The following is a 21,981-nucleotide window of genomic DNA, read 5'->3' as shown; positions in this document are numbered from 1 at the left end:
TTTTAGAGCTTATTCAATAAACACCAAATATTGCAGTTTCCATAAATCGAATAGCAGAGCTTGTACGTGACTGTTTTCGATGAAATTGGCAATGTCTTCACGCGTGAGGAAGTTGCGGTTGGCTAATAATCGAATAAATTCAGCAGGTGTCTGCGCACAATCCCAAATGGCACCATTAATATAAAGTTGCGTTTGGCCTTCAATATCGGTATACGCAAAACGGCAGACAGCATCTTTGATTAGTCCGTGTTCGTTATAGAGTGCATCGATAAAATCGGTTAGTTCAGGCGTTTCTTCTGCGTTGAGCGGTTCGGGTAGTTGTTGTGCCGCTGCTTGGTCGAGTTGCGAGGCAAAGCGCGCAAACCAAGTTTGTAATAATTTTGGGTCTTGCAGTTTACTTTCGATTAATTTACGCGCTTCTTGAGCCGCCTCAGATGTGACTTCGCCGGGATTGATACCAGGGCGCATTGCCGGGTCGAGGTACAGCTCTTTAAACAGGTTGTGCTCCGAGAGATGATCCCCTAAGGAGTCCCAAAGTTCTTGACCGCGGTAAGAGCGATAGCCGATGGAAAAAGTCATGCATTGGTCGTCAAGCGCAATGCCGTGATGGCCGACTTTCGGCGGTAGATAGAGCATGTCGCCGGGATTAAGAACAAAATCCGCTTCCACTTTAAAACATTCCATCAGGCGCAAATCCACGCCTTGAATATAGTTCTCTTCAACGCAGTCTTGATGGGTAATGTGCCAGTGGCGCTGACCGGAGGCTTGCAGCAGGAAGACATCGTAATGGTCGAAGTGCGGGCCGACATTGCCGCCTTTGGTGGCGTAGCTGATCATAATGTCGTCAATACGCCAGCGCGGCAAAAACTCAAAGTCGTTGAGGATGTCGGCCACCTCCGGCAGCAGACGGTCGCACCCTTGCACTAATAAAGTCCAGTTCTCTTCCGGTAACGTGGCGTAGTCCTCTTCGCTAAAGGGACCGCGACGCAACTCGTAATCTTGCTCGCCATGCTGAATGACCATGCGGCTTTCGATTTCGTCCTCAAGAGAGAGGCCGGCGAGTTCTTCGGCGGAGATAGGGGTCTCAAAATTCGGTAGGGCGTTGCGAAGCAGCAGCGGTTTTTTCTGCCAGTAGTCTTGTAAAAATGTGGCAAGGTCAATGTGGTCAAAGGTAATCATGGCGGCATGGCTCGTTAGAATGCGAAAGCCAATATGATACTCTTTTGTGGATTCGCTTGCAGGTTCTGTTTTGCAACTAAGGTAAGCTGCCAAGGCGCAGGTGAATAAGCGATGGACACTAATAGCAAACGATGATTCGATGCGGTTTTATCGGTGAAAACTAAGTCGCATTGAGCCTAGTCGAGTGTTTGGCGATAGCGTTTGATCGCCACTAAGCCGGCAAGCAACATAAAGAGCGCGATGGCGATGAACTCCGGTAGCAAATCTTCGAGTGAACTGTCTTTTAACATCACCCCGCGAATGATGCGCAAAAAATGCGTCAGCGGTAAACTTTCGCCAATTAACTGCGCCCAGTCAGGCATACCGTGAAACGGAAACATGAATCCTGATAGAAGTATCGACGGCAAAAAGAAAAAGATGGTCAACTGCATCGCCTGCATTTGCGACTGCGCCAAGGTACTGAAGGTGAAACCCAGCGCCAAATTGGCGAGGATGAAAAGCACCACGCCGGCACTTAATAGCCACAGTGAGCCGAGAAACGGCACTGCAAACAGATAATGTGCGGTGATTAAGATAATCACCGTCTGCACGGCACCGACTAAGATGTAGGGGGCGATTTTTCCGATCATCACTTGATAGGGGCGAACCGGCATGGCGAGAAGATTCTCCAGAGTGCCGCGCTCCACTTCACGCGTCATCGCCATGGACGTAATCATCACCATCGTCATGGTTAAAATCACCCCGACCAAGCCTGGTACTATGTTAAATGCCGTCACCCCCTCGGGGTTGTAATGCGCCAGAATCACCACTTCCGGTGCATTCGCCGCCGTGTTCAGATAGGCCAAAGGTCCGCTAAAGGTTTGCATCAAAGCGTGGTCGATAATCTGTTGGAATTTAGCGATGGCGTTGGCGGTTGCGACTGGGTCGGTGGCATCGGCTTCCAGTAGAATTTGTGGCCGTTCGCCGCGAATCAATTGTTGGGTGAATCCGGCCGGAATGGTCAGGATAAAAGAGGCCTCGCCTGTTCGCAGCAGTGCATCGCTTTGGGTGCTGTCAGGGCGGGTTGTGATAAAGCGAAAATAGTCAGAATTGTGCAAGGCACTGAGAATGGTGCGACTTATGGGGCTGTTATCTTCGATTTGCACCGCGGTCGGCAGATGTTTCGGGTCGTTGTTGATGGCATAGCCAAATAGAATCAACTGCATAATCGGGATAATGAGAATCATGGCAAAAGTCACCCGATCGCGGCGCATTTGGATCAGTTCTTTGAGCAAAATTGCCCACATTATAGGTGCTCCTTGTGTAAGCCGGCACGTTGTGTCAAGGCGATAAAGGTGTCTTCTAAAGTGGTCTCGACTTCCTGCCAAGGGATCTCCGGCGTGAGGCGATGAGCAGCTTCTTGCAATGCCTGACGGTTTTGTCCGCTGATATGCAAAGCCGATCCGAAATAGGCGGCGTGCTCTACCGCGTTTTCTTGTTTGAAACGCGCGGCCAGTTGCCGAATGTTGTCGCCTTGACTGCGCAAGGTGACTAAGCCCGATTCGCGAATAATTTGTTGTACCGTGCCTTGAGTGATAATTTTGCCGTCGGCAAGATAGACGATACGGTCGCAGCGTTCCGCTTCATCCATATAGTGGGTGGAAACCAACACGGTCATGCCCTGATTGGCCAGCTGGTGAATTTGATCCCAGAACTCGCGTCGTGCTTGTGGATCGACACCGGCTGTCGGTTCGTCCAACAGTAGGAGTTGCGGTTGATGCAGTGTCACTGCGGCGAGCGCGAGACGCTGTTTCCAACCGCCGGAGAGGGTTCCGGCGAGCTGGTGTTGGCGTTCGCTTAATCCGAGGTCGTCCAGGGTCTGCTTAACCAAATTATGCGGTTTGGGCAGATGGTATAACCGAGCGACAAATTCAAGGTTTTCGCGAATGCTTAGGTCTTCCCAAAAAGAGAATTTTTGTGTCATGTAACCGGTGGCCAGTTTGATGGCGTTTTGTTCGGATTGAATGTCGTAGCCAAGGCAATAACCGCTGCCTGATGTGGGTTTGAGCAGGCCGCAAATCATGCGAATGGTGGTGGTTTTGCCGGAGCCGTTCGGACCGAGGAATCCCCAAACTTTGCCTTTGGGCATCTGTAAATCAATATGGTCAACGGCGATTTTTTGACCAAAACACTTTACCAATTGCTGAACATCAATTGCCAACGCACTCATGGTCGGGGCTTCTTAGTTAAGGTAATATCGACCGCTTGGCCGGGGCGTAATTCGCTGTTGATGAGTTGCGCTTCCACCAAGTAGACCAGCTTTTGACGCGAATTTTGGCTAAAAATAATCGGCGGGGTAAATTCAGCTATGGCGGAGATAAAACGAATTTTGCCAATTAAAGGGCTGTCTGCGCCATCCCAATGCACTTGAATCGGTTCTCCGACGCGCAAATGGGAGAGTTGCTGTTCCGGGACATAAAATTTTACTTTGAGCTGTTGTGGGGTGATTAAAGCCAGCACCGGCGTGTTGGCGCTCACGTATTCGCCCAGACGATGAAAGACTTGTTCGACACGACCGTTTAATGGGCTTTGCAGTGTCCGTTGTGTGAGCTGCCATTGCGCCAGTTGCAGATTCGCTTGCGCAGCGTCTACTGCCGCTTTGGCGCGGGTAATCTGTTGTTCTCTAGCGCCGAGTTGCGCTAAATGCAAAGACGCTTGCAAATTGTTGACATTGGCCTGTGCGATTTGCCATGCCAGAACGGCTTGCTCTTTTTGCGATTGCGAGGCGTTGCCCCGTTCGGCCAGTTTGCTCCAACGCGTCTTTTCGGTCGCGGACAGGTTTAGGGTCGCTTTGGCTTGATTGAGTTGTGCTTGCAGTGATTTAATCTCATCGGGGCGAGCCCCTGTTTGCAAGTCCTCGAGATTGGCTTGGGCTTGTTTTAATTGTGCTTGCACCTGCTTGACGGCAATTTGCTGGGCTTCTTGATCAAGTGAAAATAACGTTTGTTGCGCTACAACTGGATCACCGGCCTGCACCGACAGCGCTTGCAACCGGCCGGATGTGGAGGGCGCAAGGTAGGTATACTCGGCTTCGATATAGCCGGTGTAGTTAAGTGCGGATTGCGCAGAGGCGACCAAGCTCGTTGTTAAGCTAAGTGCTAGCAAGAGGACGGTTGCGTAAAAAAGAGAAATCGGTCTCATCGAATCAGCCATGTCGTTTGCAGTTGTTACCATTATGCCTAGGCATGAACGCAATGGGAATAGGCATGTCGTTCAGCGCCTGCGTAGAGATTTTTGGCTTTTGGATCGGCTGTATAAATGAAAAAAGCCATTAGATACGCGCTCTAATGGCTTTGGGTTTTACCGGACTTGTTTTTTGAGTTAAAAACTTAGCGGCCTTTAAGTATCGTATTGGCCAGTTCGATATTGGCAGCTTGCTGCTTGGCGTTACCGATATAGGTTGCCGGAGTCATGTCGCGTAGACGCTGTTTTGCGTCTTCTGGAAGACCTTCTAAGCTGTCGACAAAGTTCTGCATGATCTCTTTGTTCACTTTTTGCCCACGGGTCAGGTCTTTTAATTTTTCGTAAGGTTTATCAAAACCGTGACGACGCATAACGGTTTGAATCGCTTCAGCCAATACTTCCCAGTTATTGTCTAAGTCGTCAGCCATCGCTTGCGCATTCACTTCAAGTTTGCTCAGCCCCTTGAGGGTTGCTTGCAGGGAAATCATGGTGTGAGCCACGCCTACGCCAAGATTACGCAGAACGGTAGAGTCAGTCAGGTCGCGCTGCCAGCGAGAAATCGGCAATTTTTGACCAAGGTGATCAAAAATGGCATTGGCGATGCCTAGGTTTCCTTCCGAGTTTTCAAAGTCGATCGGGTTGACTTTGTGCGGCATGGCCGAAGAACCGATTTCGCCGGCCACGGTTTTCTGTTTGAAGAAACCGTTGGAGATATAACCCCAAACATCACGGTCAAAGTCGATCAGAATGGTGTTGAAACGCTGCATCACATGAAAGTATTCGGCGATGTAGTCATGTGGTTCAATTTGGATGGTGTAAGGGTTCCACATTAACCCTAGGCTGTTAACGAACTGTTCGCTTAACGCATACCAGTCAATTTCCGGGTAAGCCGCTAAATGCGCGTTGTAGTTACCGGTTGCACCATTAATTTTGCCCATGATACGCACATCCATCAGCTGTTTCGCTTGACGCTGCAGACGGTAAGCCACATTGGCAAACTCTTTACCGGCAGTGGTTGGCGATGCCGGTTGACCGTGGGTACGCGACAACATCGGAATGTCGGCCATTGCTTGAGCCATATCGGAAATTTTTGTGATGACTTCGTTCATTCCGGGAATGATGATGTGTTCGCGCGCATCTTTGAGCATTAAAGCGTAAGACAGGTTGTTGATGTCTTCCGACGTACAGGCAAAATGCACAAACTCGGCCACGGCCATCAGCTCTTGATGACCGTTAAAGTGTTCTTTAATCAGGTACTCAACCGCTTTTACATCGTGGTTGGTGGTGCGTTCAATCTCTTTAACGCGTTGCGCCATCTCTAAAGAGAAATCGTCGACCAGTTTCATTAAGTGCTGATTCGCTTCGTCAGACAGCGCAGGCACTTCGGTGATTTGGGGGTGGTTTGCCAGCATTTTTAGCCAGAAAACTTCAACCTTTACACGATTTTTAATCAAACCGTATTCACTGAAAATTTCTTTTAGATTACCTAGACGCGCGCCGTAACGGCCGTCAACCGGAGAAATTGCAGTTAATTCTGACAATAGCATTCCACAAACCCTTTGTTAACAAGTTGAAAAATAGCCAAATATTATAGCCTAAAGTGATTGCTTAGGCAGTTAAAGCTGTACAAAAACCTATAGAGATGCAGAACACCTCCAAAAACAGGCTGCACCACGCAGTTAAATTCTTCAAAGACTTGACGGGCGCAGCTTGCAATCCTGTGCTGGAGTAATCGGACTTTTTCTGCGTCTCTCTATAATCGGTAAGATGGCTTCATAAACAAAAAATGATTGTTTAATAAAGCACTTTTTGGGGGAGAGTAAGTCGGATAAGTAAATTTAATAATGAATTTTTTTCAAGGTTTTTTAGATTAAATATCCGCGTTAAACCGTCTTTAATTGAATGATTGGGTTATATGTAAAAAACTCACTTATATTGTGACGGGAATTTACTGGTTAATTTTCTTAAAAATATTTAACAGTGAATTGTCTTTACTCCTGCGAGTGGTTAGAATTGCTAGGGTCTGTTTAATCCAAACCTCGTTAACTGCTTGATTTTGCATATAAGATTGCATTTTTTAGTTGCTAGAGAAGTTGATTAAAGAGACGCTCTTTTAGAATAAAATCAATAAAAATAAGCGGTTCTAAGCAAGATGGTGTCGGCATTTCATTGTATGGCACAACAAATCCAATTTGTTTAGATTGATTGACTTAGTAAGCGGGAGACATTATGAAACCTTTCAACAAACCTTTTTTAACACGCGTCATTTTGGCTGGAATCTTGCCAGGGATGTTTATTTTGACTACTACCGGTTGTGCCGAAGAGCAAAAAACCGTAAAGCCTGAGCCGATCAAGTACAGCACCTTTTCTGGTTTACGTGATTATGGGAATAAAGACGGTTACGAGATTTTATCGCCAGTTAAATTAAATCAATGTATGGCGATGCAAGAGGATTTTACGGCGCAAAAAGGTGCGTTAAAAGATTTACAGGCCAGCATTGAGATGGAAAAACAAGCAATTGAACAGCAAAACACCGAGCTTAACCAGCAGAAGAGTGATTTGGATAAGTATGTCAATGCTGATTTGGTCAAACGTGAAAATTATGATAGCTATAATCAAGCACGCCAAGATTTAAATGATCGGATTGCGGCTTTGCGCATTAAGGTGCAAGGCTACAATAATATGACTGAAGAGTACCGCCAAAAAAGCTTAGCTTACAATCAGTCGGTTAATAGTTTTAATGAGGCCTGTGCGATTGACAAAAAACTTTACTCGCAAGATTTGCAAAATGTGGCGACCAATTAAAGGTGCGCATCACGAGTCTAGGTGTTTTGAGACACCGATGAGCAGCCCCTTTGCAATCCTTCGATGGGTTCAGTGCTGGCCTAGTTTTGTGATTAGATTAAGCCCCCAGTAAAGTTTCTGTTTTAAGTTCTGTATAAAGCCCAGGTTATTGAAACTTGGGCTTTTTCTTTTCTGCTTATCATTAAAATAAAAAAATTAAATCAGTTTAGGCTTAAAGAGACACAGCCAGTTGCGCATTGATCCCATCGAAGGATGGTAAGGCATAAATGTTAGGCTTGTCTCGAAATGCATAGCCATTTTGATTTTCTGTATTTGTTTAATTCTAACGGTTTCTTGAATTGCCGGTTTTATAGGATTAAATGGCATAGTTTGATAAGGCTTTTCCCCCCTTTCATAAGGCTATGCTAAAATATGGCTGTTTTTATTTCGTAATTTCTGGAGTGATCAAGACGATGTTAGAAGCTTATCGCAAACATGTTGCAGAGCGCGCGCAAGAAGGCGTGCCGGCCTTACCACTTGATGCAGAACAAACTGCACAATTGATTGACCTGATTAAAAATCCACCAGCAGGGGAAGAGTCTTTCCTGATGGATCTTTTGGTTAACCGTGTGCCGCCAGGCGTTGATGAAGCGTCTTACGTTAAGGCAAGCTTCTTGGCGGCGTTGGCCACAGGTGAGACAGCGGTAGATTTGATTTCTCCGGAAAAAGCCGTGTTTTTGCTAGGCACTATGATGGGGGGCTATAACGTCCAGCCGATGATTCGTTGTCTGGATTCACAAAATCCAGCGGTTGTTGAAGAAGCTGTCAAAGCCTTGTCAAAAACCTTATTGGTGTATGAAGCATTCCATGATGTTGAAGCTAAAGCGAAAAATGGAAATAGCGCTGCTCAAGCGGTCATGACGTCTTGGGCGGAAGCGGAATGGTTTGAAGCGAAACCAAAAATGCCGGAACAGATTACTGTTACGGTCTTTAAAGTCGATGGCGAAACCAATACCGATGATCTTTCACCGGCAACTGCTGCTTGGTCTCGTCCAGATATTCCGCTGCACGCTAAAACGATGTTGGCGGCACGTATGGAAAATCCAGAAGCCATTATTCAAGAACTGAAAGCCAAAGGTCACCCTGTGGCGTATGTTGGTGACGTTGTGGGTACTGGTTCCTCGCGTAAATCTGCGATGAACTCGGTTATGTGGTGGTTTGGCGATGACATTCCTTACGTACCAAACAAACGTCAAGGCGGCGTAGTGCTCGGCAGTAAAATCGCGCCAATTTTCTTTAACACCGCGGAAGATTCCGGTTCACTGCCAATTGAGTGTGATGTCGCGAATATGAATATGGGCGATGTCATTACTATTCACCCATACGCAGGTAAAGTGACCAACCAAGCGGGCGAAACGATTTCTACCTTTGACATTGCGCCTGATACCATGCCGGATGAAGTGCGTGCTGGCGGGCGCGTGCCTTTAATCATTGGGCGTGGTTTGACCGATAAGGCGCGTCGTTCGCTCGGTCTGGCGGCATCCGATAAATTCATTCGTCCAACGGATAAATCGCAAGCAGATCACGGTTATACATTGGCGCAAAAAATGGTCGGTAAGGCTTGTGGTATCGATGGCGTGCGTCCAGGAATGTTCTGTGAGCCACATATGACAACTGTTGGATCGCAGGATACCACTGGGGCGATGACCCGTGATGAAATGAAAGAGCTGGCTTGTCTTGGTTTCTCAGCCGATTTGGTTATGCAGTCTTTTTGTCATACGGCCGCTTATCCAAAGCCAGTCGATATTAAACTGCAGCACTCTTTGCCAGACTTTATGACCAGTCGTGGCGGGGTTGCACTGCGTCCGGGTGACGGGGTTATCCACTCGTGGCTAAACCGTCTATTGTTGCCAGATACCGTTGGTACCGGTGGTGATTCACACACGCGTTTCCCAATTGGTATCTCTTTCCCTGCGGGTTCCGGTTTGGTGGCGTTTGGTGCTGCCTTGGGCGTTATGCCGCTTAATATGCCTGAATCTGTTTTGGTGCGTTTTAAAGGTGAGATGCAGCCGGGTATTACATTGCGTGATTTGGTGAATGCGATTCCTTATGCGGCTATCCAAAAAGGCTTACTAACGGTTGAGAAAAAAGGCAAGAAAAACGTTTTTAACGGTCGTGTGTTGGAAATTGAAGGTCTGGAGCACTTAAAAGTTGAGCAGGCCTTTGAATTATCGGATGCCTCGGCAGAACGCTCTGCAAACGGTTGTGTCGTTAAATTAGACAAAGCACCGATCATCGAATATCTAAAATCAAACATGGCGATGATTGATTGGATGGTTGAAAATGGTTACCAAGATGCGCGCACTTTGTTACGTCGTCGTGATGCTATGCAAGCATGGATTGATAACCCTGAATTATTAGAGGCCGATGCCGATGCCAGCTATGCAGAAGTGATTGAAATTGATTTGGCTGAAATAAAGGAGCCAATCGTCGCTTGTCCAAATGATCCGGATGATGTGAAATTATTGTCGGAAGTGGCTGGCGCGCCGATTGATGAGGTGTTCGTGGGTTCTTGTATGACCAATATCGGTCACTTCCGTGCCGCGGGCAAAGTCTTAGAGAATATGTCTAAGTTGCCAACGAAGCTATGGATAGCCCCTCCGACTAAGATGGATGAGCGTCAGCTAATCGAAGAAGGCTATTACAGTACTTATGGTAAAGTGGGTGCGCGTACTGAAATGCCAGGTTGCTCATTGTGTATGGGGAACCAAGCGCGTGTAGCGGATAATGCGACGGTTTTCTCAACGTCGACACGTAATTTCCCGAACCGTCTAGGGAATGATGCAAACGTCTATCTGGGTTCTGCGGAACTGGCTGCGGTTTGTGCTGCTATGGGTAAATTACCTACCGTCGCCGAATATATGGATAAAGTCGCAATGCTTGATACCATGGGCGATGATGTTTATCGTTATTTGCAGTTTGATGAAATGGCCGATTACGAAGTTATTTCACCGAAAAAACTGGAAGAAATCGGTGTTGCAGTTGCCTAATGATGGTGTAACTGATTAACCCCAAACCGCTCCTTGAGGAATCATCGAGCGGTTTTTTTATGCAAAATTTAGGAGCCAAGAGATGCGTGTACTCGGTGTTGAGATTGCCTCGAAAGACATTAATATCGCTTTATTAGAAACCCAGAATGGGATGTTTTATTTACCAGAATGTCGAGCGCGAAAGTTAACTTGCCATAATGTCGATAAATCCAGTGATTTACAGTATTTTCAAAAAAGTGTTGCCAAGCTCATAGAGGATTACAAAATTGACCAAATTGTCATTCGTGAGCGAATGCGTAAAGGCAAATTTGCGGGCAGTGCGGAAGGCTTTAAACTAGAGGCTGTGTTGCAGTTGATTCACCAGTGTGAGGTGGTGTTAATGAACAGTGCCACGCAAAGTGCTATCGCTAAAAAATTTCCAATGACAATTCCTTTTGCTGAAACCGGTCTTAAGAAATTTCAACAGCAGGCTTTTGAAGTGGCGTATGCCCAGCTTTCCGATCCGACTGGTCGGGTTGAGCAGGCACGTCAATATGAAATTGCCAAACGCAAAGAACGACGTGAAGAGCGCCGTGAAGAAGAAACAGATGAAGATTGATTGAGATTGCCAAGCTTTAATCAATGCTGGGGGAGTTATGTGTCTTTTAGGACGTTTGTCTACTTACTCTGGGGGTGGGCGTGCAGCTAAATGCGATTGAACAGCATTTATATTCGCTGGCAGATGAAAAAGTAGCACAGCAAACCGCGCGTTTTTTTAAAACCAATACAGGTGGTTATGCGGCTAATGATCGATTTTTAGGGATTCCGGTGCCTAAGTTGCGTCAACAAATCCGTGTTGCCAGCGCCTTGGAGCTCGATGATATTGCTGCATTACTTGCATCTCAATGGCATGAGATTCGCCTTTTTGCGGTGCTGCTATTGGTGCAGCGTTTTGCAAATGGGGATGAGTCGCTACGCACCAAAATTTATCAGTTTTACGTGCAAAACAGTTGCCAAATAAATAGCTGGGATTTGGTTGATTCCTCCGCGCACAAAATTGTTGGGGTTTATCTGCTCAAGCGAGATAGAGCGATTTTGTATCAATTGGCTAAACAAGACTGTCTGTGGCAAAGACGCATTGCAATGGTCTCTTGTTGGTCTTTTATCGGTCAGCACGACTATAATGATGCATTGAACATCGCGCAATATTTATTGGGTGATCGTGAGGATTTGCTGCATAAAGCGGTAGGTTGGATGTTACGTGAAGTAGGAAAGGGGGATTTAAATCGCTTGCTAGAGTTCATAGAGGCGCATTCGAATGCAATGTCGCGAACCACGTTGCGTTATGCGCTGGAAAAAGTCGCTGAACCTCTTAGAACGGAGTTATTACAACGCGACCCTAAGCGAATCAGAAAATTTTAGGTATCTTAAAAAATACAGACAAGTTTCGTAGATTGGGGTTTTGAACAATTAAGCTTACCTTTTGGCGCTTCTGTCTCATTATCTTTCTCCTTGTAAATTAAAAGCATTGAATGACGGTGCATTCTTCCTGTGCAATGAATTTGCTAAGTAATCGAATATTTCTTCTCTTTTAAAGTTATTGATGAATAGGCGTCATGATGCTGGCGCATATTCATCAATGAATGGTGCAATGGCTAGGAGAGCTGCCAATAACGCTTTGCCAAAAAATAGTTCGTCTTTGACTACAGATTGATCGCTTCACTTAATTTAGCAATGTGTTGCTCAATTTCAAGTCCTTCGGTTGGGCAAGCTGACGCGTTGGCGATGTAAAAGGTATTGATTAATAGTAGTGTGCTGATAAAAATCGCTTTCATCGTTGTCATCCTTCTTAAAGTTTTTTAAATCAATGAGTTGTGTTTTCAAGGGCTATTTTTACATCGGCTTGTGCAGGCGGCTATTGGCAAAATGTCTATATGAGTCACAATGCGTAAACTTATCCTGCAAACGTCACAAGAAAATAAGGGGCTGAGCGACTGGAAGAAATCTTAATGGTGGGCAACTGTATGTTGTCGATAATCTAAGTTACCTGAGCTTGATAGGCAAGAAAAACTGTTGTCTCTATAAATAAGGCTTATGCCTACTGTTACCCCATCATACATTTCTTAAAATAAACAAAAGAGTGCGAGCGCATAGATCTTCGGGTCAGCAAAAAATTGTTTTTTTCATTGATTCTCATTTTTAAATTGTCAAATAGGCGGGGCTATAATCTTTTGAATGACGAAAAACACGTTCAAATAACCTTAAATAGCGAATGATTTGACTAAAGATATATAGAACAAATCAAAATGGCTCCAGGCACAGAACAATTTGGCTGAACAAGGCAGTTGTTTGTCGTTATGTTTGGCGCCTGAAAAAATTAATTGATCATTTGTTGCAGTTAATAAAGAGGGGGGGCGTCTGTAAAAATGCGTGGATTTTCTTGGATTCGCTCAGATTTGCTTGCTTGCACAGAAAACTTTGCAAATAAGGATGGTTTTATTTAAAGCACATTCCGTTAGAATAACAGGCAAATTAAAACTGAGGCAGGGTTGTTAGAGGATGAAAGTTTTTAAATTAACGACATTAAGCATGGCGATCATTGGCTTTACGGGATGTGTACCGATGTTAACGGATGTTCCGGAACCTGAAGCAAAAACAGAAATTTCTTCTCCGGCAGATATTGATCTGTTAATTGAAAAAGCGAAAGTAGAAGAACGTCAGCGTATTTTGGATGAGCAGCGTAAACAGCGCCAGCAAGCAGAAGTTTTTGCGGTACTTAAAAAGCAGCAAGCGCCAAAAGCATTGCCCATACAGTTTGATGACGCTTCGATTGCCGGTAATATCGATGGAAAAATTTATCAGGCATGTTCACAGACATTAAAGGTTCCAGGAAAATTCCGCGTTGAAAAACAGCAAATTTTAATCGAGCCAGAGACCACGCACCAAGAAGTCGAACCGGCCTTGTATCAAGCGGTTGAGAAAAAAATTGAATTGGCTCCTGAGCAGAGAGTGATTGAGAAAGTGATTCCGGCACAATATAAGACGGTGACGGAAGAAGTGGTGTTAAGCCCTGCACGTGAGCGATGGGTTTCGGTGCCAGCTGAATTTGAGGTTAAAGAAGTCCGAATTAAAATTAAAGATGGGTATGAAGAATGGCAACCCTGTTATCGCACATCACCCGGAGCCCGTTTAGTCGATGGTGATTACAAGTGTATGGTGAAAGTACCAGACGAGTATCAAACCATTCAGCAGAAAAAATTGGTTAAAGCAAAGTCAGTGGTATTAGAAACCATTCCGGCGGAGACTAAAACGGTAACCCGTACGGTTTTGGTAAAACCAGAAGAAGTGGTTTATAAAACCATTCCGGCAAAGTACAAGACTGTAACGATGCAGCAACAGATTACACAGCCTAAAACGATGCAAGTTACGCAAGCAGCCAAATATGAGACCGTTGAGACTCGTATTGAAACCGCACCCTCACAAATGGCGGAGCGTAAAACAATTTGTAAGGCCGACCGTTCAGAAGAACTTGTAAAACGTATACAGATAGTTTTAGAGAAAGCTGGTTATCTAAAGCCAAGCCCGCCGAATGATTTGGATGTCATTGATGGTTTGTGGGGGCCGAATACCGCCGCAACCCTCAATCGTTATCAGCGAGATAACGGTTTGGCTGAAGGAGCAATTACTTTCGAAGTATTGAATCAGATGGGTATCATGAAGTAGTTGTTTATTTTGAGTTTTAATTTTGTGACGTTACCGACATCTGTAGGATTGATTGATCAAACGCAGATAGAGTTTTCGCTAGAATTCGCGCAAGCTTGTTCGGTAAGAATTAAGAGTATTAGATAAAAAAACCGCCTTTAGAGGCGGTTTTTTTTGCGCTATTGGACTTAAGAGCGAGTAAATGCATCACCGCTTTTAACGCCAAATTTGCGTAAAATTTTCACCATTGGACAAAAGCCCGTTAGACCAGCAAAAAGTAAGTTAGCCCCGACAAATCCAGTTAAGTAAATCCACTCAGGTGCGTGATAAACACTTAGGATTGAACTGATCAATACCACGGTGCCGGCAATCAAAAGAATAATTTTTTCTACTGTCATAATTAAACCTCAAAGAAGATAGAACGCGATTAGGTTTTAGCGGTTTAAACCGCTTAAACTGCCAAAAATTACAATGTGCGCTATTCTAGCATTAATTTTTTCGAGTTGGTATGTGTGCTTTTGAGTAATGAATAAAGTTTTGTTGTTGTTTTTACAAGGGTTTTACGTTTGTGCTTTAAATTTTGAATACAAGCCAGTATAATCCCGAACCTAATTTTTACGGAACGTTGTTGTTAGCCCTAGCTAAAACGGCCTTCTAGATTTGGACTAACCCTTTTTGATTTTGAGAAATAAGATGCAAGTAACTGTAGAAAAGCCGGAACAAGGTCTTGAACACAAAATGACTGTGACTTTTGCCACCGAAGATATGGGCGCAAAAATTGATAAACGTTTGAACGAAATTCGCCGTAAAGTGCGCATCGATGGTTTCCGTCCAGGAAAAGTCCCGATGACTATGGTTAAGCAGCGTCACGGTGCGGAAGTTCGTCAAGAACTGATGGGCGAAGCCCTGCAGAAAGCATTTTATGATGCCGTAGAACAAGAGTCGCTAAAAGTGGCGGGTTACCCGATTTTTGACGAACTAAAAGATTCTGAAAACGAAGTGACTTTCACGGCGCGTTTTGAAATCTATCCTGAAATCACTTTACCTGAGTTTACTTCAGTTGAAGTTGAAACCATCAGCTCAGAAGTCACCGATGCCGATGTGGATAGCATGATTACCCGTCTACGTGAACAACGTATGGCTTGGAAACCGGCTAACGGCAATAAAAAAGCGACCATCGGCGAACAAGTTATTATCGATTTTGTTGGCAAGATTGACGGCGAAGTATTTGACGGTGGGTCTGCAGAGAATGTTCCTTTGGAATTAGGTTCTGGACGTATGATTCCTGGGTTTGAAGACGGAATCGTGGGAATGAAAAAAGGCGAAGAGAAAGTGATTGAAGTTACTTTCCCTGAAACTTACCACGCAGAGTCTTTAAAAGGCAAAACAGCTACTTTTGATATTACTGTTCATTCGGTTTCAACCAAGCAGTTACCAGAAGTTGATGCAGAATTTGTGCAATCTTTCGGTGTTGAAGAAGGGACTGAAGATGCGCTTAAGAAAGAAATTAAAGAGAGCATGACAAAAGAGCTTGCTCGTGCGGTTGAAGCGCATAACCGTGCAGCGATTCTTGAATCATTACAGCAAGTGGTGGATGTTCAAATTCCTAAATCCCTAATTGATCAAGAAATTCAAAGCTTGATGGAGCGTGCGCAGCAAGATATGCAGCAGCGTGGTATGTCTGCTGCAGACGTTAAGCTTGAAGCGGGAATGTTCGAAGAAGAAGCGAATAAACGCGTTAAGCTTGGTTTGATTTTGGGTGACATCATTAAAGCCAATAATGTTGAAGCATCGGATGCGGAAGTGGAAGCGTTTATTGTTGAGCAGGCTTCATCATATGAAGATCCACAAGAAGTCGTTAACTGGTATGCGCAAAATCCAGGTGCGCGCTTCGAGATTCGCTCTGTGCTTGTTGAGAACAAAGTTGCTCAAAAAGTAAAAGATGAAGCGAAAGTAACAGAAGTTACTAAGTCTTTTGAAGAAGTGTTAAACCGTAAGTTTGCTTAAGACTTATTGGTTGCAGCCGTCTTTCAATAAAGAGAGCGGTTGAAAAAACCTAAAAACTTAATCTTGATGATGTAATTTTGGATTTGTCATTGAGGTTAAGTTTTTTTTTGCCTACAAAAAAGCTAAGATAACTAAAATTTCCCATCTGATAAAGCCCGCTTTAAAAGTAGGGTAGGCTTTGAGAACACAAGGGGTACAGGGCTCAATATACTGTATCAGCAAGCGCTTTCCTGAATGGGTATGATGCAAAGAGTGCTTGTATCCGTTTGCAGTGAAAGTTCGCAAGAACGAAAAGGATAATAATAAAATTATGGATAATTTGATTCAAAACGCATTAGTCCCAATGGTGATTGAACAGACCAGCCGCGGAGAAAGATCGTTTGATATTTATTCACGTTTATTGAAAGAGCGTGTCATCTTTATGGTTGGTCCAGTTGAAGATCACATGGCGAACTTAATTGTCGCGCAGCTGCTTTTCTTAGAATCTGAGAATCCGGACAAAGACATTAGTTTGTACATCAATTCACCTGGCGGCAGTGTGACAGCGGGCATGGCGATTTATGACACTATGCGCTTTATCAAGCCTGATGTCAGTACCATGGTGATTGGTCAGGCGGCCAGCATGGGGGCTTTTTTATTATCCGCTGGTGCGAAAGGTAAGCGTTTTGCGTTGCCAAATTCACGAGTGATGATTCATCAGCCACTTGGTGGGTTTCAGGGGCAGGCCAGTGATATTCAGATCCATGCAAAAGAAATTTTAGACATTAAACAGCGTTTAAACCAAGCGTTGGCAGATCATACTGGGCAAGATATTGCCACAATTGAAAAAGATACCGATCGTGATAATTTTTTAAGTGCAGCCGCCGCGAAAGATTATGGTCTTATTGATGAAGTGTTAAGTGCACGATAATACCTGGGATAACAGACGATGAAAGATGAAAAATTAAAATGTTCATTCTGTGGCAAAGGCCAAGATGAAGTACGCAAATTAATTGCCGGCCCGTCAGTCTATATCTGTGATGAGTGTGTCGAGCTGTGCAATGATATTTTGGACGAAGAGTTTGGTCAGGCGGAATTTGGCGAACTTGATTTGCAAAATCTTCCTACACCGCATGAAATTAAGCAGACTTTGGATGACTATGTAATTGGTCAGAACCAAGCTAAAAAAGTGTTGTCTGTTGCAGTTTACAACCATTACAAGCGTCTACAAACGGCACACGTGAAAGATGAAGTTGAGCTTACCAAAAGTAATATTTTGCTGATTGGTCCAACGGGTTCAGGTAAAACTTTGTTGGCACAGACTTTGGCGCGTTTATTAGATGTTCCTTTTGCAATTGCCGATGCGACAACCTTGACAGAGGCTGGCTATGTTGGTGAGGACGTTGAGAGCATTCTTTTAAAGCTACTGCAGCGCTGCGATAACGATCCTGAGAAAGCTGAGCGCGGCATTATCTACATTGATGAGATTGATAAGATTACTCGTAAGTCAGAAAATCCGTCCATCACTCGAGATGTGTCTGGTGAAGGTGTACAGCAGTCCTTGTTGAAATTGATTGAAGGCACGGTTGCTGCAGTTCCACCGCACGGCGGTCGTAAACATCCTAATCAAGAATTGATTCAGGTCGATACCTCTAAGATTTTGTTTATCGTCGGTGGTGCTTTTGAAGGCTTGGATAAAATTGTTGAGCAGCGGACTGAAACCGATACGGGTATCGGTTTTTCTGCAGCAGTCCGTTCTAAAGATGAGAAAAAGACGCTGACTGAGCGTTATCGTGCGATTGAACCGGAAGATTTGGTTAAGTTTGGTTTGATTCCAGAGTTTGTTGGGCGTCTGCCAATGATTGCCTCTTTGGAAGAGCTGGATGTTAAAGCGCTGGTGCAGATTCTGACTGAACCTAAAAACGCTTTAATCAAACAGTTCCAGAAGATGTTCGAGTTAGAGCACGTTGATTTGCAATTCCGTAAGGATGCGATTGAAGAAGTTGCGAACCTGGCAATTAAACGTAAAACTGGTGCGCGTGGACTGCGTTCAATTATGGAGCAGATTCTTTTGGAGACCATGTATGACTTGCCAAGCTTGAAAAATGTTGAAAGGGTCGTTATTAATAAAGCAGTGGTCTTGGGTAAAAAATCACCAATGCTAGTCTATAACGACAAGCAAGTTAAAGCAGTCAGTGAGTAGTTGTTGTTTGCTGCGTGTTGATGTCTTGTAAATGCAGTGAAAAACCCAGCTCAGCTGGGTTTTTTGCTTTTCAAATCTGTTACAAATGGTAATCTGTACCAGTCAGGTCGGTCAGAACAAATAATAAAAACCCCGTTTTGTTAATCGCCATCCGTGGTAAAAATAGCGATAAAACAGAGAACGCAGGAAGGATATAAAAATGGAAATGGATCAAATTAGTATGAAAATGGATGTCTTGGTGTTACCACTTAGAGATGTCGTGGTGTTTCCAGGTAATGTCATGCCGCTGTTTGTCGGTCGTGAAAAATCTATTCAAGCTCTAAATGAAGCCATGCAAGGTGATAAAAAAATCTTTTTAGTTGCGCAAAAAAAAGCCGATTTGGACGTGCCTAAATTAGAAGACTTGTATCAAGTTGGTACTATGGCCAATATTTTGCAGTTGATTAAATTGCCTGATAGTACGGTTAAAGTGTTAGTTGAGGGTGTGCAGCGTTTTCGTTTAAATAATCTGCACGTTGATCATAATGTTCTACTTGGCGACATTGAAGAGATGCAAGTTGATAGTGGTGACCCTCTCGATGTGAAGGTGTTGATTCGCGCTCTAAAAGAGCGTTTTACTCTGTATGCAGACCTAAAGAAAAAAGTGCCGTCAGAAGTTAAGCGTTCGGTTCAAAATGAAGATGAACCGTCGCGTTTAGTGGATTTGATTTCTGCGAACATCACCATTGATCTGCCAACCAAACAAGCGCTCTTAGAAATGGTCACCATCAGTGATCGCTTGGAGAAGATTCTTACTATTGTCGAAACTGAATTGGAAATTTTAGAATCAGAGAAGCGTATAACATCGCGGGTTAAAAAACAGATGGAAAAAACTCAGCGAGAGTATTACCTGAACGAAAAAATGAAAGCGATTCATCATGAGCTTTCCGGTGAAGAGAATGAGTTGAGCGAAGTCGATCAGCTTAATCAGAAAATTGAAAACGTCGGTATGCCAGAGGCGGCAAAAAATAAAGCCAAGGCCGAGATGAAGAAGTTACGTATGATGCCGGCGCAGTCTTCGGAAGCAACGGTCGTGCGCAACTACTTGGATTGGTTGTTGGATGTGCCTTGGAAAAAACGCAGCCGAGTGTCTAAAGATCTCAATCGCGCCGAGCAGATTCTTGATGCACAGCATTATGGATTGGAGAAGGTTAAGGAGCGAATTGTTGAGTATCTCGCAGTACAGAAGCGTGTGCGTAAAATGAAAGGGCCTATTTTATGTCTGGTTGGGCCGCCGGGTGTTGGTAAAACTTCCTTGGCAAAATCGATTGCCGAGGCCACCAATCGTAAATATGTGCGTATGGCATTAGGTGGCGTTCGTGATGAAGCGGAAATCCGCGGGCATCGTAAAACCTATATTGGGGCTTTGCCAGGAAAAATTATTCAGAAAATGCACGGTGCCGGAACGCGTAACCCGTTGTTTTTGTTGGATGAGATTGACAAAATGTCCAGCGACATGCGCGGTGACCCAGCTTCCGCTTTATTAGAGGTTTTAGATCCAGAGCAGAACAGTACCTTTAACGATCACTATTTAGAAGTGGACTATGATCTTTCAGATGTTTTGTTTATCGCGACTTCCAACTCAATGGATATTCCCGAAGCGTTGTTAGATCGAATGGAAGTGATTAATTTGGCTGGTTACACTGAAGCGGAGAAGTTGAATATCGCCCAGCGTCATCTATTGCCTAAAGCTTTGCATGAGCATGGATTAAAAAAAGGTGAAGTCATTTTAACAGAAGCCTCCATGCTGGCGATTATCCAAACTTATACACGAGAAGCGGGTGTTCGCTTATTAGCGCGCGAGCTTGCCAAAATTTGCCGTAAAGCGGTGCGTAAACTCGATTTGGACGGCGCAGATAAAACTTTAACGATTAATCCAGATAATCTTGAAGAGTATCTTGGTGTTGCTAAGTACCGTTTTGGTTTAGCGGATAAGGAGAATCGGATAGGTCAAGTTGCTGGACTTGCGTGGACGCGAGTGGGTGGTGATTTGCTACGTATTGAAGCGACAGCCATGCCGGGTAAAGGGAAATTAGTGAGTACCGGGCAATTGGGATCGGTCATGCAAGAGTCGGTAGAAGCTGCAATGAGTGTGATTCGAAGTCGTTCTGCAGCTTTAGGGTTAGAGAAGGCTTTTTATGAGAATGTTGACTTACATCTGCATTTCCCAGAAGGCGCAATTAAAAAAGACGGGCCAAGTGCAGGGATTGCAATCTGTACAGCCATTACCTCTGTTTTGACGAATATCCCAGTAAAATCTGATGTTGCGATGACGGGTGAAATTACCTTACGTGGTGAAGTTTTACCGATTGGGGGGTTAAAAGAGAAGTTACTCGCTGCTTTGCGTGGAGGAATTAAAACGGTACTGATTCCAAAAGACAATGTTCGTGATTTGGCTGATGTTCCGCAAGAAGTTAAAAATCAATTGAACATTTGTCCGGTTCAGTGGATAGAGGAGGTCTTTAAAATTGCGTTGACTAAGATGCCAGAGTCTTTGCCACCTGAAATCGTTGAAAAAGTGGCAGTAGAAGGGTTTGCTAATAAAGAATTGAAGGTATCGACTAAAAAGTCATCGGCACGCCATTAATTAACGTCTTTACGGTGTTTTTGCTTGACACTAAGAAGCGATGATTGCTATAAATGCTTAAGCTTTTGAGCTGGATACTACACAATTAAATCTCATGGAGAAAACAATGAATAAATCTGAACTAATCAGTGCCATCGCAGAAGAGTCAGGGCTAACTAAAGCGGACGCAGGTAAAGCATTGGACGCAACCGTTGCTTCTATCACTAAAGCGCTTAGCTCAGGTGATTCTGTCGCGGTTATCGGTTTTGGTACTTTCGCAGTTGGTGAGCGTGCTGCACGTACTGGCCGTAATCCACAAACGGGCAAAGAAATGCAAATCCCAGCGGCAAAAGTACCTAAGTTTAAGCCAGGAAAAGCATTAAAAGATGCGGTTAACTAAGCATCAAAAAAAAGTATAAAAAAACGTTTGACTTGCTCTCGCAACTCCCTATAATACGCCACATCAATTAGCGCAGCGCTCGATAAGCAAGGTTTAAGCCAAGCTTGTTTAGATGCCTTAAAATGCGGTTAATTGGGTGATTAGCTCAGTTGGGAGAGCATCGCCCTTACAAGGCGAGGGTCACTGGTTCGAACCCAGTATCACCCACCATGGAGCGGTAGTTCAGTTGGTTAGAATACCTGCCTGTCACGCAGGGGGTCGCGGGTTCGAGTCCCGTCCGCTCCGCCATATTCCAAAACGAGTTTTTAATGACTCGTTTTTTTATGCAAAACTAAACGTTGTTTTGCAGACCAAGCAAGATGTTGAACATCTTGTTTTTGGGTGATTAGCTCAGCTGGGAGAGCATCGCCCTTACAAGGCGAGGGTCACTGGTTCGAACCCAGTATCACCCACCATACAATTCGGAGCGGTAGTTCAGTTGGTTAGAATACCTGCCTGTCACGCAGGGGGTCGCGGGTTCGAGTCCCGTCCGCTCCGCCATTATTCAGCAAGTTCAGGCTTGCTTAAGTTAGCGCGGTTTTAGTAAGACGTTAGCTTTAAATAAACCTGGGTGATTAGCTCAGCTGGGAGAGCATCGCCCTTACAAGGCGAGGGTCACTGGTTCGAACCCAGTATCACCCACCATACAATTCGGAGCGGTAGTTCAGTTGGTTAGAATACCTGCCTGTCACGCAGGGGGTCGCGGGTTCGAGTCCCGTCCGCTCCGCCATTATTTAAAAGCCATTAAAGATATTGTCTTTAGTGGCTTTTTTCAATTCTGTCGCATGTTAATTTTTCATATTCTTGTGAAATTTCTATAAAAAAATACCGG

17 protein-coding genes and 6 tRNA genes are annotated in these 21,981 nt (G+C 44.6%); 16 read left to right on the top strand and 7 right to left on the bottom strand.

Features of this window, described 5'->3' with window-relative positions:
• Positions 1-9 precede the first annotated feature (9 nt).
• From HRR27_RS07100 to purB, 5 genes are all read right to left on the bottom strand, one after another.
• Complete coding sequence (locus tag HRR27_RS07100) at positions 10-1,179, bottom strand: cupin domain-containing protein (protein WP_173272258.1); 1,170 nt, start codon at positions 1,177-1,179, stop codon at positions 10-12.
• Between the two features lie 176 nt (positions 1,180-1,355).
• Positions 1,356-2,465: an ABC transporter permease gene (locus HRR27_RS07095; protein WP_173272256.1), complete on the bottom strand. Its 1,110-nt coding sequence runs from the start codon at positions 2,463-2,465 to the stop codon at positions 1,356-1,358.
• A complete protein-coding gene (locus HRR27_RS07090) occupies positions 2,465-3,388 on the bottom strand; it encodes an ABC transporter ATP-binding protein (RefSeq protein ID WP_173272254.1) in 924 nt (307 codons plus the stop codon). The genes HRR27_RS07095 and HRR27_RS07090 overlap by 1 nt, the downstream gene beginning before the upstream one ends.
• Complete coding sequence (locus tag HRR27_RS07085; protein WP_173272252.1) at positions 3,385-4,392, bottom strand: HlyD family secretion protein; 1,008 nt, start codon at positions 4,390-4,392, stop codon at positions 3,385-3,387. Before HRR27_RS07085 ends, HRR27_RS07090 begins: the two co-directional genes overlap by 4 nt.
• Before the next feature lie 155 nt (positions 4,393-4,547).
• Complete coding sequence (purB, locus tag HRR27_RS07080; protein WP_173272250.1) at positions 4,548-5,948, bottom strand: adenylosuccinate lyase; 1,401 nt, start codon at positions 5,946-5,948, stop codon at positions 4,548-4,550.
• Positions 5,949-6,630: 682 nt separating this feature from the next.
• Between purB and HRR27_RS07075 the strand changes: the two genes are divergently transcribed.
• The 4 genes from HRR27_RS07075 to HRR27_RS07060 all read left to right on the top strand — a co-directional run bounded on the left by HRR27_RS07075 (position 6,631) and on the right by HRR27_RS07060 (position 11,636).
• On the top strand, positions 6,631-7,206 hold the full coding sequence (locus tag HRR27_RS07075; protein WP_173272247.1) for a hypothetical protein: 576 nt from the start codon (positions 6,631-6,633) through the stop codon (positions 7,204-7,206).
• A 452-nt stretch (positions 7,207-7,658) separates the two neighbouring features.
• Positions 7,659-10,235 (top strand): bifunctional aconitate hydratase 2/2-methylisocitrate dehydratase, encoded by a 2,577-nt coding sequence (gene acnB, locus HRR27_RS07070; RefSeq protein WP_173272245.1) that lies wholly within the window; start codon positions 7,659-7,661, stop codon positions 10,233-10,235.
• A gap of 82 nt (positions 10,236-10,317) precedes the next feature.
• Positions 10,318-10,833, top strand: coding sequence for a DUF3010 family protein (locus HRR27_RS07065; protein ID WP_173272242.1), 516 nt, complete (start codon positions 10,318-10,320; stop codon positions 10,831-10,833).
• An 80-nt stretch (positions 10,834-10,913) separates the two neighbouring features.
• Entirely contained in the window at positions 10,914-11,636 is a 723-nt protein-coding gene (locus HRR27_RS07060) for a DNA alkylation repair protein (RefSeq protein ID WP_173272240.1), read from the top strand.
• 281 nt (positions 11,637-11,917) lie between these two features.
• On the opposite strand, the gene HRR27_RS12925 is transcribed toward HRR27_RS07060, so the two are convergent.
• Positions 11,918-12,049 (bottom strand): hypothetical protein, encoded by a 132-nt coding sequence (locus tag HRR27_RS12925; protein WP_279585860.1) that lies wholly within the window; start codon positions 12,047-12,049, stop codon positions 11,918-11,920.
• Between the two features lie 724 nt (positions 12,050-12,773).
• Here HRR27_RS12925 and HRR27_RS07055 point away from each other — a divergent pair.
• Positions 12,774-13,937 (top strand): peptidoglycan-binding domain-containing protein, encoded by a 1,164-nt coding sequence (locus tag HRR27_RS07055; RefSeq protein ID WP_173272237.1) that lies wholly within the window; start codon positions 12,774-12,776, stop codon positions 13,935-13,937.
• Positions 13,938-14,104: 167 nt separating this feature from the next.
• Here HRR27_RS07055 and HRR27_RS07050 read toward each other — a convergent pair whose 3' ends face one another.
• Positions 14,105-14,314: a YgaP family membrane protein gene (locus HRR27_RS07050; RefSeq protein WP_173272234.1), complete on the bottom strand. Its 210-nt coding sequence runs from the start codon at positions 14,312-14,314 to the stop codon at positions 14,105-14,107.
• Between the two features lie 295 nt (positions 14,315-14,609).
• Here HRR27_RS07050 and tig point away from each other — a divergent pair, with 295 nt between their 5' ends.
• The 11 genes from tig to HRR27_RS06995 all read left to right on the top strand — a co-directional run bounded on the left by tig (position 14,610) and on the right by HRR27_RS06995 (position 21,879).
• Positions 14,610-15,923 carry a trigger factor gene (gene tig, locus HRR27_RS07045; RefSeq protein WP_173272231.1) on the top strand — a complete coding sequence of 438 codons (1,314 nt, stop codon included), beginning with the start codon at positions 14,610-14,612 and terminating at the stop codon, positions 15,921-15,923.
• Between the two features lie 310 nt (positions 15,924-16,233).
• Entirely contained in the window at positions 16,234-16,833 is a 600-nt protein-coding gene (gene clpP, locus HRR27_RS07040) for an ATP-dependent Clp endopeptidase proteolytic subunit ClpP (protein WP_173272229.1), read from the top strand.
• An 18-nt stretch (positions 16,834-16,851) separates the two neighbouring features.
• The gene (clpX, locus tag HRR27_RS07035; protein ID WP_173272226.1) at positions 16,852-18,105 is read left to right on the top strand and encodes an ATP-dependent Clp protease ATP-binding subunit ClpX; all 1,254 of its coding nucleotides are present in this window, start codon (positions 16,852-16,854) and stop codon (positions 18,103-18,105) included.
• A gap of 199 nt (positions 18,106-18,304) precedes the next feature.
• Entirely contained in the window at positions 18,305-20,731 is a 2,427-nt protein-coding gene (lon, locus tag HRR27_RS07030; RefSeq protein WP_173272223.1) for an endopeptidase La, read from the top strand.
• Between the two features lie 106 nt (positions 20,732-20,837).
• A complete protein-coding gene (locus tag HRR27_RS07025; protein WP_173272221.1) occupies positions 20,838-21,110 on the top strand; it encodes an HU family DNA-binding protein in 273 nt (90 codons plus the stop codon).
• Between the two features lie 134 nt (positions 21,111-21,244).
• Positions 21,245-21,320: transfer RNA gene (locus HRR27_RS07020), tRNA-Val, on the top strand.
• Between the two features lies 1 nt (position 21,321).
• Positions 21,322-21,398, top strand: a tRNA-Asp gene (locus tag HRR27_RS07015).
• Between the two features lie 91 nt (positions 21,399-21,489).
• Positions 21,490-21,565 (top strand) — tRNA-Val (locus tag HRR27_RS07010).
• An 8-nt stretch (positions 21,566-21,573) separates the two neighbouring features.
• Positions 21,574-21,650: transfer RNA gene (locus tag HRR27_RS07005), tRNA-Asp, on the top strand.
• A 68-nt stretch (positions 21,651-21,718) separates the two neighbouring features.
• Positions 21,719-21,794, top strand: a tRNA-Val gene (locus HRR27_RS07000).
• Positions 21,795-21,802: 8 nt separating this feature from the next.
• Positions 21,803-21,879: transfer RNA gene (locus HRR27_RS06995), tRNA-Asp, on the top strand.
• Positions 21,880-21,981 lie beyond the last annotated feature (102 nt).

The sequence above is a fragment of the Thiosulfatimonas sediminis genome, assembly GCF_011398355.1.
GTDB lineage: Bacteria > Pseudomonadota > Gammaproteobacteria > Thiomicrospirales > Thiomicrospiraceae > Thiomicrorhabdus > Thiomicrorhabdus sediminis_A.
The sequence above is the reverse complement of the archived record's forward strand: the minus strand, read 5'-3'. Positions and strand labels throughout refer to the sequence as shown.